This is a genomic window from Ruegeria sp. YTSC004 (genome assembly GCF_059609805.1).
This window is the reverse complement of the sequence record NZ_JBXWMJ010000019.1, coordinates 18,364-35,759: the sequence shown is the minus strand read 5'-3', so window position 1 is coordinate 35,759 and position 17,396 is coordinate 18,364. Positions and strand designations below refer to the sequence as shown.

Here is a 17,396-nt window from a genome sequence, read left to right as displayed (position 1 = left end):
TTCCTTCGGTGTTACCGTGGGAGATAAAGTGGCGCGTACCAGCGTCACTATTTGCTCCGAATGCTTGGATGAGATCATTATGTGAAGCGATGTATTCCAAGCCGTCAAACGTCTGTTTTCTTCCTTCGGTGTTACCGTGGGAGATAAAGTGGCGCGTACCAGCGTCACTATTTGCTCCGAATGCTTGGATGAGATCAGAATACGACGCAATGTATTCCAACCCGTCAAAAGTGACTTTGCGTTGTTCAAAATACCCATGATCCGCGTAGTGCCGCAAACCCGCGTCGGCGTTAGTTCCGAATGCCGAAATTAAGTCGGAGTAAGACGCAATATATTCTAGTGCTTCAGTGCCATCGGCGAGATTGCGTGGGAGGACGTGTGGTGCGGCAGATGGTTGGTTTGAAGGAGAGGGTGTCTCGCCGCTGCCTCCGGAGGCTGGGGCATCGGCACCGGTGTCCAAATCGACTGATCCTCCGGTTCGGGCAAAATTCTGGGTTACAAATGCCCAAGTGCGCCCTTGATACTCTCCAATCTCGATACCGATTCCAACGTAGTCAAAATCGGGGTTCAGCAGGTTGGCCCTGTGTCCATCGCTGTTCATCAGTTGATTGTGAAGCCCGATAACCTCGTCATCGAAACCGTCAGGAGCTCGGACGGACCTTCCTGCTATGTTTTCTGCCCAGCTGTAACTTCCGCTAAAATTGAACCCGGCGTCATCCATGCGTGCTCCCGGATTCGAGTTGTTCACACCGGTATGAGAAAAAATGTCCGTCGCAATCATCCACCTACTGTGATCTTCGGACGCTTCGTTGAGATTAAGTTCCAGAACAAGCGGCGGCGCGCCAACTTTAGCTCTCTCCGCGTTAATCAGATCCAACATATCTCGTTCTAGAGAGTCTGCCTGTGACATCGACTTACCTAAAGTGTTTCGCGTTTTTTGTATTGTCGGTTGGGATAGCGGCAGAACTGTGGCACTAATAATCTGTATGGAAATGTAGGAGAAAAACAGCGGGTCTCTGCTACATTTCCTTTGCAGTTAGGCGGAAAACCGCAAGAAAACCTATGTACCAGTTTGGCAATGATATTCCGCGACGTGCCACAGTTTCGCAGAGGATTCTCAAAGGTTCAAGGAATGCGCTAACAACGACCAAGCGCAAGTAAACTCGAGTAAGTAAAGCAGCATGCCGTGGCCTGCTTTTCTACCGAATGTAGGGGATTTGGTGCCCAGGAGAGGACTCGAACCTCCACGTCCATACGGACACTAGCACCTGAAGCTAGCGCGTCTACCAATTCCGCCACCTGGGCAGGTGTCGTGGAGGGGCGTTTAAGCCCACTGGCTGGAAGGGTCAACCAGATTCGGGAAGATTTTTGAAAGTTTTTTTCGCACATCCAAATTCAGTTTGAATTGGTTGGTCTTTTCACTGACGCGCGGCGTTATTGCGCCTTGTTTGACAAGCCTCAGAGCGCTAGATCGATAGAGGACCCACAAGCAGGAGCCCTCTCATGTCGAAAATGGTCACGATTTACGGCGGATCGGGATTTGTCGGCCGGTATATTACGCGGCGCATGGCAAATGAAGGGTGGCGTGTCCGGGTGGCGGTGCGGCGCCCGAATGAGGCGATGTTTGTCAGGCCCTATGGCGTGGTTGGTCAGGTTGAACCCATTTTGTGCAACATCCGTGATGATGCCTCGGTCGCTGCTGCAATGCACGGGGCAGACGCGGTGGTGAATTGCGTCGGCGTTCTGAACGAGCTGGGCAAGAACGCCTTTGACGCCGTGCAGGCCGATGGGGCCGAGCGGATCGCGCGTTTGGCGGCCGATCAGGGCATTTCCCAAATGGTTCATATCTCGGCCATCGGAGCGGACGCTGAGTCCGACAGCGAATATTCGCGAACCAAGGCGCATGGTGAGGCCGGTGTGCTGACCCATATGCCAGATGCAATTATTCTGCGGCCGTCTGTGATTTTCGGAACCGAAGATCAGTTCTTTAATCGTTTTGCCGGGATGACCCGGATGGGACCTTTCCTGCCGCTAGTCGGAGCCGAAACCAAATTCCAGCCGGTCTATGTGGATGATGTGGCCAAGGCCGCTGTTCAGGGCGTCCTGGGCCAAGCTGAAGCCGGTGCGTATGAGCTGGGCGGACCCGAGGTGAAAACCTTCCGCGCGTTGATGCAGCAGATGCTTGATGTGATCTACCGACGCCGAGTGATCATCGGAATGCCCTTCTTTGTGGCCCGGATCATGGCGGGCGTGTTGGACATCTTGAAGTTCGTCAGCTTCCAACTGTTCCCGAACCACATCCTGACGCGCGATCAGCTGAAGAACCTCCGCCGCGACAATGTCGTGTCCGACGAGGCCAAAGGGTTCGCGGATCTTGGGATCGAGCCAGCGACGCTGGAATCCGTGCTGCCGGATTACCTGTGGAAGTTCCGCCCTTCGGGTCAGTACGACGACATCCAGAACTCGGCCAACAATTTGCGGACCTGATCAGCTGTAGGCGATCAAAAGCAGGATTGCGCCCAGCATCACGCGGTAGATGACATAAGGTGTAAAGCTGACACTGCGCAGCAGGCGCATCATCAGGGTCAGAGCCAGCAGAGCTGAGATAAACGCAAAGAAGGCCGCGATTGCCCCGTCTCGGGCCAATTGGGCGTCAGCTTCGCGGATCACATCGACTGACAGCAGAACACCTGAGGCCAGAATGGTCGGGATCGACATCAACATCGCGATCCGCGCGCCATCCTCTCGCGTATAGCCCAATTGGCGCGCGCCGGTGATGGTAATGCCGGACCGGGATGTTCCGGGTATCAGGGCGAGAACCTGCCACAGCCCCATGATCAACGCATCGCGCAGACCCCATTCGCTTGCTTCTTTGGTCTGCGGCCCTTTTTGATCGGCCCAATACAGAACGAGGCCAAAAACCAGCATGGTCCAGCCAATGACCGCCATTGACCGAAACGCCTCGATCAGGCCGGTTTTGAACAGGATAGCCCCGACAATCACGGTGGGAATCGTGGCGATAATCAGACCCATTGCCAGCTGCGCCTGTGGTGTGTCGGCCCGTCCGGTCAACGCCTGCGGCAGCCCGGAGACCGCCTGTTTCACATCGGACCAGAAATACAGAATCACAGCGCCCAAAGTGCCCACATGCACGGCCACGTCGATGGCCAGGCCTTGATCGTCCAGTCCGGTCAGGCTGGGTAGCAGTATCAAATGACCAGATGAAGAGATCGGCAAAAACTCAGTGATACCCTGAATAATCGCCGCGAGAATCAATTGAAAAAGACCCATCTGCCCCGCCGTGTTGTGGTCACGTCTTTGTTTGCCCAATGGGTATAAGTGCTCTGTGGAAAAGGAAAGCGTGCATATAGGTCCGAATCGGAACTAAAAATCGCATTTAATTTCAAACCTCCACTAAATTTCCCCTCGATTTTCGAATTTAGGTCAGTACAGTTGACTTTTCATCCAATCTTTCATCTCTTAAAGAGACGTGACCAAGCCAATTCATGGAGTTTGACCCGTGGCCAAGCAACCGATGCTGAAATTTGTGCAGATCGACCGCGTCATGCCCGAAAAGCGTGCCGCCGATGACCGCAGAGAAGATTTTGATGAAATCTACGCCGAATTCGCAGCAGAGAAGGCCAAGGAGCAAGCCAGCCGATGCAGTCAATGTGGTGTTCCATACTGCCAGTCGCATTGCCCACTGCACAACAACATCCCTGACTGGCTGCATTTGACCGCGACGGGTCGTCTGGAAGAAGCCTACCAAACCAGTCAGGCCACCAACACATTCCCCGAGATCTGTGGCCGAATCTGCCCGCAGGACCGCCTGTGCGAAGGCAACTGCGTGATCGAGCAATCGGGCCACGGCACGGTCACCATTGGCACGATTGAGAAATACATCACCGACACCGCCTGGGACAAAGGCTGGGTGAAACCCACCGCTCCGGGTTCCGAGCGCAGCGAAAGCGTCGGCATCATCGGTGGCGGCCCCGGCGGTCTGGCTGCGGCTGACATGCTGCGTCGGGCGGGCATTCAGGTCACCGTCTATGATCGTTATGATCGCGCAGGCGGTCTGCTGATGTACGGCATTCCGGGGTTCAAGCTGGAAAAAGACATTGTTCAGCGTCGAAATGACCTGCTGGCAGATGGTGGAGTCGAGTTCGTGCTGAATTGCGATGTAGACGCCGCCAAGTTCGAGGAAATACGCTCCAAGCATGATGCAGTAATCATTGCGACAGGCGTGTACAAATCGCGCGATCTGTCTATGCCCGGCAGCGGTCTGGCTGGAATCGAAAAAGCCATCGATTTCCTGACCGCCTCGAACCGCAAAAGTTTTGGCGATGACGTCGAAGATTTCGACAATGGCCGCTTGAATGCCGAAGGCAAGAAGGTGGTCGTTATTGGTGGCGGTGATACCGCGATGGATTGTGTGCGGACCTCGATCCGGCAAGGTGCCACGTCGGTCAAATGCCTCTATCGTCGTGACCGGGCGAACATGCCGGGTTCGCAGCGCGAAACCCAAAACGCCGAAGAAGAAGGCGTGGTGTTCGAATGGCTGAGCGCGCCCAAGGGCTTTACCGGCGACGACACCGTCGCAGGCGTGATGGTGCAGAAGATGCGTCTGGGTCAGCCCGACGCGACCGGCCGTCAGGCACCTGAAGTGATCGAAGGCGCGGATTATGTCGAAGACGCCGATTTGGTGATTAAGGCGCTGGGCTTTGAGCCTGAAGACCTGCCCACCCTGTTCGGCCAGCCCGACCTGCCCGTCACCCGTTGGGGCACCGTCAAGGCAGCGTTCGAGACCGGCGCAACCGAGATGGACGGCGTCTATGCTATTGGTGACATCGTGCGCGGTGCGTCTCTGGTGGTCTGGGCCATTCGTGACGGTCGTGACTGCGCCGATGCGATTATTGATCGCTTCAACGCCAAGGCTGCCATCGCAGCCGAATAACCCTAGCCCAGCGACAGGAGGGTCTGATGCCCGAATTGCAAGGTCAATGCATGTGCGGCGCGGTCACGGTGACTGCAACCCCGGCGCGGGAATCGCTGGGAGCCTGCCATTGTGATCAATGCCGTCGCTGGACCAGTTCGATGCTGGTAACCTTCGCGGCAGAGCCCGGCTATGCCGCCTTGGGACCGGTCAAGACCTACACCTCGTCGGATTGGGCCGAACGGGCATTTTGCTCGGACTGTGGTTCGGCACTGTGGTACCGGATCACTTTGCCGGGCGAGATGCACGGACAAACCCAAATGGCTGCCGGTCTTTTTGACGACACCGGCAACCCGCTGAAACTTGAACTTTACATAGATAAAAAGCCCGAGGGCTACGCGTTCGCAGGAGAACGCCGGCAGATGACCAAAGCCGAGGTCGAAGCCATGTATGCCCTGCCGGAAGAAGGAGACAGCCAATGACCAAATATGATGCCGATTGGGTGCGGGCCGAAGAAGCCAAGCGCAAATGGATGGCCGAAAATGGTCTCTATTCCGAGGACGAAGAGCATTCTTCATGCGGCGTAGGTCTTGTGGTTTCGATTGACGGCAAAGCGTCACGTAAGGTGGTGGATGCCGGGATCGACGCACTTAAGGCAATCTGGCACCGGGGCGCGGTGGACGCAGACGGCAAGACGGGTGATGGCGCGGGTATTCACGTGCAGATCCCGGTTCCGTTCTTCTATGACCAGATCCGCCGCACCGGACATGAGCCGCGACTGGATCAACTGATTGCGGTTGGTCAGGTCTTTTTGCCACGCACCGACTTTGGCGCACAGGAACAGTGCCGGACCATCGTTGAAACCGAAGTTCTGCGCATGGGCTATTACATTTATGGTTGGCGTCATGTGCCGGTCGATGTGACCTGCCTGGGAGAAAAAGCCAACGCCACCCGGCCTGAGATTGAGCAGATCCTGATCTCGAACTCAAAAGGTGTGGATGAAGACACGTTTGAGCGTGAGCTTTATGTGATCCGTCGCCGTATCGAAAAGGCGGCACTGGCTGCCGGGATTTCTGATCTGTATCTGGCCTCGCTCAGCTGCCGGTCGATCATCTATAAGGGCATGATGCTGGCCGAGCAGGTCGCGGTGTTCTACCCCGATTTGATGGACGAGCGCTTTGAAAGTGCCTTTGCCATCTACCACCAGCGCTATTCGACCAATACGTTCCCGCAGTGGTGGCTGGCACAGCCTTTCCGCATGCTGGCCCATAACGGCGAGATCAACACGCTGAAGGGCAACATAAACTGGATGAAAAGCCATGAGATCCGCATGGCCAGTGGCACTTTTGGTGACTATGCCGAGGATATCAAGCCGATCATCGCAGGTGGTTCGTCGGATTCGGCGGCTCTGGACTCTGTTTTTGAAGTTCTTGTCCGTGCAGGCCGGTCTGCCCCAATGGCGAAAACCATGCTGGTGCCGGAAAGCTGGTCCAAGCAGGCGGTCGAACTGCCGCAGGCGTGGCGCGATATGTATTCCTACTGCAACTCGGTGATGGAGCCGTGGGACGGCCCTGCCGCACTGGCGATGACCGATGGCCGTTGGGTCTGTGCGGGACTGGACCGGAACGGGCTGCGCCCGATGCGCTATGTCGTAACTGGCGATGGTCTGGTCATTGCAGGGTCCGAGGCCGGGATGGTGCCGATTGATGAGGCCACTGTGACCGAAAAAGGCGCGCTTGGCCCGGGTCAGATGCTGGCCGTCGATATGAAGAAGGGCAAGCTGTTCCGCGATACACAGATCAAGAACAAACTGGCCCGTGCGCTGCCGTTTGGCGAATGGGTCGGCAAGATTCACGATCTGGATGCCACGCTGGCAGGCGTGACCGAAACCCCGATTTTTTCGGGTGAAGAACTGCGCAAGCGCCAGATTGCAGCGGGGTATTCGGTAGAAGAATTGGAACAGATTCTCGCCCCGATGGCGGAGGACGGCAAAGAGGCGCTGGCCTCGATGGGTGACGATACGCCCTCGGCGGTTCTGTCCAAGCAATACCGCCCGCTCAGCCATTTCTTCAGGCAGAATTTTAGCCAGGTGACCAACCCGCCGATCGACTCTTTGCGCGAATACCGCGTGATGTCGTTGAAAACGCGGTTTGCGAACCTCAAGAACGTGCTGGATGAGGACAGCAGTCAGACCGAGATTGTGGTTCTGGAAAGCCCCTTTGTCGGCAACGCGCAATGGGACAAGCTGGTTGAAAGCTTTGATGCACCGCTGGCCGAGATCGATTGTAGCTTTGAGCCCGGCCAAGGCGCACTAAGCGACGCATTAGCCCGTGTTAGAGCCGAAGCAGAAGAGGCCGTCCGATCTGGCGCTGGGCATCTGGTTCTGTCCGACATGAATTCGGGCGAAGGTCGTGTGGCGATGCCCATGATCCTTGCCACAAGTGCGGTGCACTCACACCTGACCCGTCAGGGCCTGCGGACGTTCTGTTCGTTGAACGTACGCTCGGCGGAATGTGTCGACCCGCATTACTTTGCCGTTCTGATCGGTTGTGGTGCGACAGTGGTGAACGCCTATCTGGCCGAGGATTCGCTGGCTGACCGTATTGATCGCGGCCTTTTGGACGGGAGCCTGACCGAAAATGTCGCCCGCTTCCGCGAAGCGATCGATCAGGGCTTGTTGAAGATCATGGCCAAGATGGGAATCTCGGTAATCTCGTCCTATCGCGGCGGTCTGAACTTTGAGGCCGTTGGCCTGAGCCGTGCGATGGTGGCCGAATACTTCCCTGGAATGACCAGCCGGATTTCCGGCATCGGCGTCACGGGTATTCAGACGAAGGCCGAGGAGATCCACGCCAAGGCATGGGTCAATGGTCTGGACGTGCTGCCCATCGGTGGATTCTACAAAGCACGGAAATCGGGTGAGACCCACGCTTGGGAAGCGACCTCGATGCATATGATGCAGATGGCCTGTAACCGGGCGTCCTATGAGCTGTGGAAGCAGTACTCGGCCAAAATGCAGTCGAACCCGCCGATCCATCTGCGTGACCTGATGGACTTTAAACCGCTGGGCAAGCCAATCCCGATTGAAGAGGTCGAGTCGATCACTTCGATCCGCAAGCGGTTCGTCACGCCGGGCATGTCGCTGGGTGCGTTATCGCCCGAGGCGCACAAGACGCTGAACGTGGCGATGAACCGGATCGGTGCGAAATCCGACTCCGGCGAGGGTGGCGAAGACCCGGCACATTTTGTGCCGGAGCCCAATGGCGACAACCCGTCGGCCAAGATCAAACAGGTCGCTTCGGGCAGGTTCGGTGTGACCGCCGAATACCTGAATCAGTGTGAAGAACTGGAGATTAAGGTCGCTCAGGGTGCCAAACCCGGTGAAGGCGGTCAGCTGCCGGGCATGAAAGTTACCGACCTGATTGCGCGACTGCGCCATTCGACCAAGGGTGTGACCCTGATCTCTCCACCGCCGCACCACGATATCTACTCAATCGAGGATCTGGCGCAGCTGATCTACGACCTGAAACAGATCAACCCGCGCTGCAAGGTTACCGTGAAACTGGTGGCGTCTTCGGGTGTTGGCACGATTGCCGCCGGTGTGGCCAAGGCCAAAGCGGACGTGATCCTGATTTCGGGCCACAATGGTGGCACCGGGGCATCTCCGGCGACCTCGATCAAATATGCCGGTCTGCCGTGGGAGATGGGCCTGACCGAGGCACATCAGGTTTTGGCGATGAACAACCTGCGCGACCGCGTGACCCTGCGAACCGATGGTGGCTTGCGCACCGGTCGTGATATCGTCATGGCTGCGATGATGGGGGCCGAGGAATACGGTATCGGCACCGCTGCTCTGATCGCGATGGGCTGTATCATGGTGCGTCAGTGCCAGTCGAACACCTGCCCGGTCGGTGTGTGTACGCAGGACGAATCCCTGCGGGCAAAGTTCACCGGTAATGCCGATAAGGTCGTCAACCTGATCACCTTCTATGCACAGGAAGTGCGCGAGCTGCTGGCCAGCCTCGGTGCGCGGTCGATTGACGACATCATCGGGCGGGCAGATCTGCTGGCGCAGGTCAGTCGCGGTTCAGCGCATCTGGATGATCTGGACCTCAACCCGCTGCTGATCACCGTCGATGGTGCCCATAACATCGTCTACAACCGCGACAGAGATCGCAATGCAGTGCCCGATACGCTTGATGCGGAAATTGTGCGCGATGCTGCACGGTTCCTGAAAGACGGTGAGAAAATGCAGCTGTCCTATGCTGTTCAAAACACGCACCGAACCGTGGGCACACGGGTCTCCAGCCATATCGTGCAGAATTTCGGGATGCGGAACACGTTCCAGCCCGACCACCTGCATGTGAAACTGCAAGGCTCGGCCGGTCAGTCGTTGGGGGCTTTTGCGGCCCCAGGTCTGAAGCTTGAGGTATCTGGTGATGCCAACGACTATGTCGGCAAGGGCCTGTCCGGGGGCACAATCGTTGTACGTCCGCCGCAGGTCAGCCCGCTGAAAGCAGACGAAAACACCATTATCGGCAACACCGTTCTTTACGGCGCAACTGATGGCCACCTGTTTGCGGCTGGCCGCGCAGGTGAGCGGTTCGCGGTTCGGAATTCGGGCGCCACTGTGGTGATCGAGGGCTGTGGCTCGAACGGCTGTGAATACATGACCGGTGGTATTGCGGTGATCTTGGGTGGCATTGGTGCCAACTTTGGCGCAGGTATGACGGGCGGTATGGCCTATCTGTACGACCCCGAAGGCAAGGCCGAGCAGCTGATGAACATGGAAACGCTGGTGACCTGCCCGGTGACTGTCGACCATTGGGAAAATCAGTTGAAATCGCTGATCGAAACCCATCAGGCTGAAACCAACAGCCGTAAGGCCGCCGACATTCTGCAGCATTGGGAGGTCGAAAAGGCCAACTTCCTGCAGGTTTGCCCGAAAGAGATGCTGAACAAGCTCAGCCATCCTCTGACGACCGAGGCAACTGCTGTTCCCGCCGAGTAAGCGAAAGTTGTTAGACCAAATCAGAACCCCGCGTGTCACCAAGGACACGCGGGGTTTTCAATTTACGTCCCGGCCTTGCTTAAGATTGCATACCCGCGCAACGCTCAGATCAGGCAAGATAAACCGTTCCAAACCCGGCCACAGCGTCGTATAGCAACAAAATGGCAAGAACAGCAGCGCGCAAGTCGAGCAAAAAGAAAAGCAAGGCGTCGAAATCAAAAAGGCCACTGGTTCCGCGGATTCGTCGTTGGGTAACACGCATCGCCTTGGGCGTTGTGGCTTTTGTCGTGGGTTTGGTCCTGCTTTACTCGGTGGTTAATCCGCCGGTGACTCATACAATCTGGTCGGAATGGCGAAGATTGGGGAAGGTCGAGCGCGAGTGGGTGTCGATCGAAGAAATTGCCCCGGTTATGGGCAGATCTGCCGTGGCCGCCGAGGACGCGAATTTCTGCCTGCATTGGGGCTTTGACGTTGAGGCAATCCGCGAAGCGCTGGAAGACGGCGGCAGCCGGGGGGCCTCGACCATTACCCAGCAGGTCGTGAAGAACGTGTTCCTGTGGCAAGGGCGCAGTTGGGTGCGCAAAGCGCTTGAAACGTCGATTACACCCGTCGTCGAAATCTTCTGGAGCAAGCAGCGAATCCTAGAAGTATATCTGAACGTTGCCGAAACCGGTCAGGGGGTCTTCGGGGTCGAAGCGGCAGCACAGCGATACTATGGGACGAGTGCGTCCAAGTTGTCGTCAGTTCAGGCGGCCCGATTGGCGGCGATCCTGCCGTCCCCCCGCAACAGATCCGTCACAGATCCGTCGGTTCGAACCCGCAGACGTGCGGCATCCATCCGGGATGGGGCGGCCACCATCCGCGCAGATGGTCGCGCGGATTGTTTCGAGGATTGAAACCCTATGCCCCTCAAGGCTAAAGCTGGGGGGTATTCACTGGTTCGATTGGAAGATTATGGCGCGTCTGTTTCATGTTCCCCTGTCCCCGTATTGCCGCAGGGTGCGCCTGTCGCTTGCGGAAAAGAAAATCGAAGTCGAATTGGTCGAGGAACGATACTGGGAACAAGACCCGGATTTTCTGCGCCGCAACCCAGCCGGCAAAGTCCCGGTGTTGCGACTGGATGGACAGGTCATGGCGGAAAGCGCGGCCATTTGTGAATATATCGAAGAAACCCGCCCTGAACCTCCGCTGATGCCAAAAAAACCTGAAGCGCGGTACGAGGTGCGGCGTTTGGTTGGTTGGTTCGATGACAAGTTCCATCACGAAGTCACATCTCGACTGTTGTATGAGCGGGTGAACAAGAAGGTGACCGGCGAGGGTTATCCCGACAGTAAAAACGTCAAGGCGGGTGCAAAGGCTATCAAGTATCATTTGGACTACATGGCTTGGCTGCTGGATCACCGGCGCTGGCTGGCAGGTGATCAGATGACTCTGGCCGATTTTGCAGCTGCTGCGCACTTGTCTGCTCTGGATTATATCTCAGATGTAGATTGGAACCGTTCTCAGGCGGTCAAGGATTGGTATGCCAAGATCAAGTCGCGGCCTGCGTTCCGGTCCATATTGGCAGATCAGGTTCCTGGGTTCCGACCGCCACCGCATTACGCTGATCTGGATTTCTGATAGGGTAAGGGTGTAGCGGGCTGACTGCCCCCTCTTGGCCGGGGTGTGGGCCAATTCACCCCGAGGGTACTTATAGCCAGATGAAGAGCGGATCAGGTTTAAAAGAAAAGCTGGTGGCGCAGGCGTTGAGCGAGGGATTTGTCTCTTGCCGTGTTTGCCGACCTTGGGACGTGCCCGAAGTGCCGTCGCGCTTGCAGGCGTTTTTGGATGCCGGGTATCACGGGCAGATGGGGTGGATGGCCGAGCGGACCCATTGGCGCGGAGATCCGGCCGCATTGTGGCCCGAGGCGCGGTCGGTCATCATGCTGGCCGAGAGCTATACGCCTGACCATGATCCGACCGAAGTTCTGCAGCATCCGGACAAGGCGGCGATTTCTGTTTATGCGCAGAACAAGGATTACCACGATCTGGTCAAAAAGCGGCTGAAACGGCTGGCGCGCTGGTTGATTGCGGAAGCGGGTGGAGAGGTAAAGGTCTTTGTTGATACCGCGCCTGTTCCGGAGAAGGCTTTGGGCCATGCGGCAGGGCTGGGCTGGCAGGGAAAACACACCAATCTCGTAAGCCGCGACTGGGGAAATTGGGCCTTTTTAGGCTCTGTTTTTACGACGTTGGACCTGCCTGCAGACATGGCTGAATCTGACCATTGCGGTAATTGTCGAGCTTGTTTGAGCGCCTGTCCGACGGATGCGTTTCCCGCGCCGTATCAGTTGGATGCGCGGCGATGTATTTCATATCTGACGATCGAACATAAAGGGCCGGTCGACGAAGAGCTGCGCCAAAAGCTGGGAAACCGGATTTATGGATGCGACGATTGTTTGGCCGCGTGCCCGTGGAACAAATTCGCCATCGCAGCGAGCGATGTGCGGTATGCCGCACGTGATGATCTGAAAGCACCGCCGTTGGCCGAGCTTGCTGTGTTGGATGATGCAGCGTTTCGGGCCAAGTTCTCGGGCTCGCCGATCAAGAGGATCGGGCGGGATCGGTTTGTGCGCAACGTTCTGTACGCGATTGGCAACTCGGAACGGTCAGATCTGATGCCCGTCGCGCAGTCGCTTGCCAATGATCCTGATCCAACGGTGGCGGACGCCGCGCGTTGGGCGGTGAAACGATTGTCGTAAGTGACGCAAACAGGCTGGACGTGTCGGTCCAAACCGCTACACCCATCGACAGCGAACAGGAAGGAGATCCCGATGGCGTTGGCTTTGGGGGTGGATACGGGTGGAACCTATACGGATGCGGTGCTGATCCGGGACGAGAAAGAGGTGATCGCCTCGGCTAAATCCCTGACAACCCGCGCCGATCTGGCAATTGGGGTTGGACAGGCGATCTCGGCAGTGTTGGATCAAGCACAGGTGTCGCCGGAGCAGATCTCAATGGCGTCTTTGTCGACGACGTTGGCGACGAATGCCTTGGTCGAAGGGCAGGGTGGTCGAGTCGCGCTGATTTACATTGGGTTCAAGGAAGCAGACCTTGAGAAACATGGGCTGCGGGATGCGCTGAAGGGTGATCCAGCGCTGGTGATTGGCGGTGGGCATAGCCACGCCGGGGGTGAGGCTGCTCCATTGGACGTCGACGCGCTGGAAGCCTTTTTGGCGTCGCACAAGGATGTTTCCGGGTTTGCGGTTGCCGCGCAGTTCGCAACGCGGAACCCGGCGCATGAATTGCAGGCCGCGCGTGTCATTGCCGCGACAACCGGGGCACCGGTAACGTGCTCTCATCAGTTGTCGGCCAAACTGAACGGTCCGAAACGCGCGGTCACGGCGGTTTTGAATGCGCGTTTGATCGGCATGATCGACCGTTTGATCGGTCGGGCGCAGGATCGTTTGATTGATCTGGGCATAACCGCACCGATGATGGTTGTGCGCGGCGATGGTGCTCTGATGAGCGCCGAACAAGCGCGGGAACGCCCGATTGAGACGATCCTCAGCGGGCCGGCGGCTTCGATTGTTGGGGCAAGCTGGTTGACGGGGGCCGAGAATGCACTGGTGTCCGATATTGGCGGCACCACGACGGATGTTGCGCTGATTCGGGATGGCAAACCCGCGATTGACCCAGCGGGCGCGCAGGTCGGCGGATTTCGTACGATGGTTGAGGCGGTTGCCATGCGCACCCACGGACTGGGTGGAGATAGCCAGGTGCATGTGGTGACCGAAGGGCTGGGCGGCGGCGTATTTCTGGGGCCACGACGGGTGCTGCCGGTATCTCTGATCGCGTCAGAAGCACCCGAGGTTGTTCACGGCGTTCTGGACACACAGTTGCGGGCAACAACCGTGGGAGAGCATGACACGCGGTTTGCCCGCCGTGTTCCCGGTATCAATGCCGACGGGTTGGGTGCGCGCGAAGAATCGCTGTTGGAGAGGCTGGGCGAGAACGTCATGCCCCTAAGTGACCTGCTGCGCACCCGTATGGAGAACGGAGCTTTGTCGCGTCTGGTGGATCGCGGTGTCGTTCAGGTTTCGGGTGTGACGCCATCGGATGCCAGCCATGTTTTGGGCCGATTGGATACCTGGGATGCGGACGCAGCCCACAAGGCGTTGGAGCTGGTTGCGCGCAAGCGGGTGGGGATGGGTGACAGGCTAGCCGGCAGCCCCGAACAACTGGCACAGATGATCGTGGATCAGTTGACCGAACAGACGTCTTTGACCTTATTAGAGACTGCTTTTGCCGAAGAAGCTGACGGTTTTGGTCTTGCACCTGCTGACTTGGCCCGGCACGTGTTGACGCAAAAAGGGCTGGCAAGGCATCGCGGCTTAATCGCGCTGGGCGCATCGCTAAACGTGGATGTCGTGGGTCTCGGCGCATCCGCCCCCAGCTATTATCCGGCTGTAGGGGATCGCCTGCATTGCACCATGATTCTGCCGGAACACGCCGGTGTCGCCAACGCGATCGGAGCAGTTGTTGGTCGGCTTACGCTGCGTCGAACAGGAACCGTGACGTCACCGTCTGAAGGGCGTTACCGGGTTCATTTGGAGGAAGGGCCGCAGGATTTCACAGAATCCGACAAGGCCTTGGAACTGCTGGAGACGGTTCTGCGGGATCAGGCCGAGGTCGCCGTGCGGCAGGCCGGCGCCGCAGATATCCGGGTGGTCGTCGACCGCGACATCCGCACCGCGCGCATCGAAGCGCAGGACGTGTTTGTCGAAGCGATGATCACGGTCGAAGCCAGCGGACGCCCAAGGGTGGCCTCAGGTTAGCCCCCCTCGCGGGAAGGAGGGCCAATTCGGTTATTCAGCCGCGCTGCGCTTGGGCAGAACCCAATCGGGGCGCGGGAAGTGGCAGGTATAGCCGTTGGGAATACGTTCAAGGTAGTCCTGATGCTCGGGCTCAGCCTCCCAGAAATCGCTGACGGGTTCGACCTCGGTCACAACCTTGCCGGGCCAGATCCCGCTGGCGTTCACATCGGCAATCGTGTCCTCAGCCAACTGTTTCTGGGCGTCGTCCACATAGTAGATGGCCGAGCGATAGCTCATCCCGCGATCATTGCCCTGACGGTTAACGGTTGTCGGGTCGTGAATCTGAAAGAAGAACTCGAGCAGGTCGCGATAGGTAATTTGCGCTGGGTCGAAAATGATCTCGATCCCTTCGGCATGGGTGCCGTGGTTGCGATAGGTGGCGTTGGGCACGTCGCCGCCAGTATAGCCGACGCGGGTGCTGGAAACGCCGGGCAATTTACGGATCAGGTCCTGCATGCCCCAAAAGCAGCCCCCGGCCAGAACAGCGCGTTCATTGGTCATTGGATATCCTCCACATGGATCAGGTATTCACTGTACCCTTCGGCCTCCATCTCATCGCGATGAATGAACCGCAAGGAGGCGGAGTTGATACAATAGCGTAGCCCGCCGTGTTCGCGTGGACCGTCGGGGAATACGTGCCCAAGATGACTGTCGCCATGTTTCGAGCGGACCTCGGTCCGGATCATGCCAAGCGTGCGATCTTCAATCTCTTCAACATGCTCGTGCACGATGGGCTTGGTAAAGCTTGGCCAGCCACATCCGGATTCGTATTTGTGGGTCGAGGCAAATAGCGGTTCGCCCGAGACGATATCGACGTATATGCCCGGTTCCTTGTTTCCCAACAGCTTTCCAGTGCCGGGGCGTTCGGTCCCGCTGCGTTGGGTGACGTGAAATTCTTCAGGGGAAAGAGCGGCAATGGCCTCGGGGTCTTTGGTGTAGCGGGTCATGGCTTCTCCGGTGTTGATATGACTTGGACCTTTATTTGGGCATACTGGGGCAAAAATCAAAATCATATTTCAGCCTGCTCGCGTTCTCGTGCGGGTGATCCGAATGCCAAACGCACGCGTAATTCACAATAAAGGAGGTAACACCATGTTGAGACTGCTTCTGTTATCCGTCCTATTGCTGGTTGCCCGCGCTGTTCAAGCTGCACCTTTGACCGGTGAGTTTGACTCGATTGACGGCGGAACCCTTTCTCTTGAGGGGTGGAGAGGTCAGCCGGTGCTGATTGTGAACACGGCATCCCATTGCGGGTTCACGGGGCAATACGCTGGCTTACAAAAAATCCATGACACCTATGCTGATCGAGGTCTCGTGGTTTTGGCCGTCCCTTCGGATTCTTTCAATCAGGAACTGGGGTCAGCGAAAGACGTGAAACAATTCTGCGAGATGAATTTTGGTCTGACCTTGCCCATGACCGACATCACCCCAGTCAAAGGCGTCGGTGCCCATCCGTTTTATAGGGCTGTTGCCCAGCAAACGGGCTTTGTCCCCAAGTGGAATTTCAACAAGATCCTGATTGACCCAGCGGGCGAGGTTGTCGCGACGTATGGCTCGAACGTCAAACCGGATTCACCGAAGCTCTTGCGTCAGGTCGAGGCATTGCTGCGCTGATCGGTCTGCCGAGACAGCTGCACTGCCAGAATTCCCAGCGTTGTGATGCCCACGCCAACCGCATCCATCGGACCAAGCTTTTCACCCAGCAGAGCAGCAGCGACCGCGACGCCAAAGACCGGGTTCAAAAAGTGAAAAGTTGCGGCTCGGATCGCGCCGATCCTGTTCAACAAATGGAACCAGATCAGTGTCGCCAACAAGCCAGGGAACAGTGTCGTATAAGCAAAGGCCAGCATCCACGGTACGTTCGGGTGAATGTAGATCGTCTCGAATATGGGGGCCGCGAAGAACAGAATTGCCGCGCCCACCAGCATCTGTAGCCCGACCACCATCATGAAATTGCCGCCGGATGTTGCCCCGCGCACAGCCAGTGTCGCAAAGCTGAGCGCCAGCGCGCCCAGCCCGCACAGCATGACGCCAAACAGGTCGGCGCCCGCGCTAATCCGGCTGCTCATGATCAATGCGACGCCAGCGAAACCCGCCAGCAATCCGAACACGCCCAGTGGTCGAAGTTTTTCGTGAAACAGTGTCCAGCTGGCTAATGCCACGATCAGGGGCATTGTTGATGCAATAATCGCCGCAACAGATGCTTGTACGGTTTGCATTGCGTAGAAATTCAGACCCAAATAAAGGGCATTTTGGCATATTCCAAACAGAATAGTCGCGTACCATTGCGCGCGCGTCAGCCTCCAGCTTTGGCCCATCGCCCGCGCAATTGCGACCCCCAACAACCCCGAGATCAAAAATCGCAGCGCCAGTGAGAAAAGGGGCGAGGCATCGGCGACGATGATCCGCGCCGAGGTGAAGGCTGACGACCAGATGAAGGCAAATGCCAGCCCCATGGCTATGGCGCGCAGATCCATGATGACGCTCTCCCAAACGCCGCGACTGTTTCGGAATTATCTCAAACGCGCAAGCGCCCCGCGTCAAAAAAACCACAGGCCTCATCAGTTACATTCGGCATTGCAGTGTTTGTTGATTGATC

At 57.4% G+C, this 17,396-nt stretch carries 14 protein-coding genes and 1 tRNA gene; 9 read left to right on the top strand and 6 right to left on the bottom strand.

Translation table 11 applies throughout. The features are described 5' to 3' along the window. Together AC2FFP_RS21810 and AC2FFP_RS21805 are read right to left on the bottom strand one after the other, a co-directional pair. Positions 1–880, bottom strand: an 880-nt coding sequence (locus AC2FFP_RS21810; protein ID WP_496881500.1) for a CAP domain-containing protein, incomplete at its 3' end; no start/stop codon positions are given. 338 nt (positions 881–1,218) lie between these two features. Beyond that, a tRNA-Leu gene (locus tag AC2FFP_RS21805) sits at positions 1,219–1,305 on the bottom strand. A 198-nt stretch (positions 1,306–1,503) separates the two neighbouring features. On the opposite strand from AC2FFP_RS21805, the gene AC2FFP_RS21800 reads away from it, so the two are divergent. Then, the gene (locus AC2FFP_RS21800; RefSeq protein WP_496780962.1) at positions 1,504–2,487 is read left to right on the top strand and encodes a complex I NDUFA9 subunit family protein; all 984 of its coding nucleotides are present in this window, start codon (positions 1,504–1,506) and stop codon (positions 2,485–2,487) included. Here the strand turns inward: AC2FFP_RS21800 and AC2FFP_RS21795 are convergent, their stop codons facing one another. Continuing rightward, positions 2,488–3,291, bottom strand: coding sequence for an undecaprenyl-diphosphate phosphatase (locus AC2FFP_RS21795; protein ID WP_496780961.1), 804 nt, complete (start codon positions 3,289–3,291; stop codon positions 2,488–2,490). It lies immediately after the preceding gene. Between the two features lie 229 nt (positions 3,292–3,520). Here AC2FFP_RS21795 and AC2FFP_RS21790 point away from each other — a divergent pair, with 229 nt between their 5' ends. The 7 genes from AC2FFP_RS21790 (at position 3,521) to AC2FFP_RS21760 (ending at position 14,758) form a co-directional block, all read left to right on the top strand. Further along, positions 3,521–4,954, top strand: a complete 1,434-nt coding sequence (locus AC2FFP_RS21790) for an NAD(P)-dependent oxidoreductase (protein WP_496780960.1) — start codon at positions 3,521–3,523, stop codon at positions 4,952–4,954. A gap of 26 nt (positions 4,955–4,980) precedes the next feature. Further along, positions 4,981–5,415: a GFA family protein gene (locus AC2FFP_RS21785; RefSeq protein ID WP_496727322.1), complete on the top strand. Its 435-nt coding sequence runs from the start codon at positions 4,981–4,983 to the stop codon at positions 5,413–5,415. Then, positions 5,412–9,944 carry a glutamate synthase large subunit gene (gene gltB / locus AC2FFP_RS21780; protein ID WP_496881499.1) on the top strand — a complete coding sequence of 1,511 codons (4,533 nt, stop codon included), beginning with the start codon at positions 5,412–5,414 and terminating at the stop codon, positions 9,942–9,944. The genes AC2FFP_RS21785 and gltB overlap by 4 nt, the downstream gene beginning before the upstream one ends. 161 nt (positions 9,945–10,105) lie before the next feature. Further along, a complete protein-coding gene (mtgA, locus tag AC2FFP_RS21775; RefSeq protein ID WP_496741446.1) occupies positions 10,106–10,840 on the top strand; it encodes a monofunctional biosynthetic peptidoglycan transglycosylase in 735 nt (244 codons plus the stop codon). Between the two features lie 58 nt (positions 10,841–10,898). Next, a complete protein-coding gene (fzlA, locus tag AC2FFP_RS21770; protein WP_496770554.1) occupies positions 10,899–11,564 on the top strand; it encodes an FtsZ-binding protein FzlA in 666 nt (221 codons plus the stop codon). An 80-nt stretch (positions 11,565–11,644) separates the two neighbouring features. Further along, positions 11,645–12,682, top strand: a complete 1,038-nt coding sequence (gene queG / locus AC2FFP_RS21765) for a tRNA epoxyqueuosine(34) reductase QueG (protein WP_496770558.1) — start codon at positions 11,645–11,647, stop codon at positions 12,680–12,682. Between the two features lie 72 nt (positions 12,683–12,754). Continuing rightward, positions 12,755–14,758 (top strand): hydantoinase/oxoprolinase family protein, encoded by a 2,004-nt coding sequence (locus tag AC2FFP_RS21760; protein WP_496881498.1) that lies wholly within the window; start codon positions 12,755–12,757, stop codon positions 14,756–14,758. 30 nt (positions 14,759–14,788) lie between these two features. On the opposite strand, the gene msrA is transcribed toward AC2FFP_RS21760, so the two are convergent. Together msrA and msrB are read right to left on the bottom strand one after the other, a co-directional pair. After that, complete coding sequence (gene msrA, locus AC2FFP_RS21755) at positions 14,789–15,298, bottom strand: peptide-methionine (S)-S-oxide reductase MsrA (protein WP_496770561.1); 510 nt, start codon at positions 15,296–15,298, stop codon at positions 14,789–14,791. After that, positions 15,295–15,744, bottom strand: coding sequence for a peptide-methionine (R)-S-oxide reductase MsrB (gene msrB, locus AC2FFP_RS21750; protein ID WP_496741454.1), 450 nt, complete (start codon positions 15,742–15,744; stop codon positions 15,295–15,297). The genes msrA and msrB overlap by 4 nt, the downstream gene beginning before the upstream one ends. Before the next feature lie 145 nt (positions 15,745–15,889). On the opposite strand from msrB, the gene AC2FFP_RS21745 reads away from it, so the two are divergent. After that, entirely contained in the window at positions 15,890–16,411 is a 522-nt protein-coding gene (locus AC2FFP_RS21745; protein ID WP_496770563.1) for a glutathione peroxidase, read from the top strand. On the opposite strand, the gene AC2FFP_RS21740 is transcribed toward AC2FFP_RS21745, so the two are convergent. Beyond that, positions 16,387–17,274: a DMT family transporter gene (locus tag AC2FFP_RS21740; protein WP_496727332.1), complete on the bottom strand. Its 888-nt coding sequence runs from the start codon at positions 17,272–17,274 to the stop codon at positions 16,387–16,389. The two genes, AC2FFP_RS21745 and AC2FFP_RS21740, sit on opposite strands and share 25 nt — an antisense overlap. Positions 17,275–17,396 lie beyond the last annotated feature (122 nt).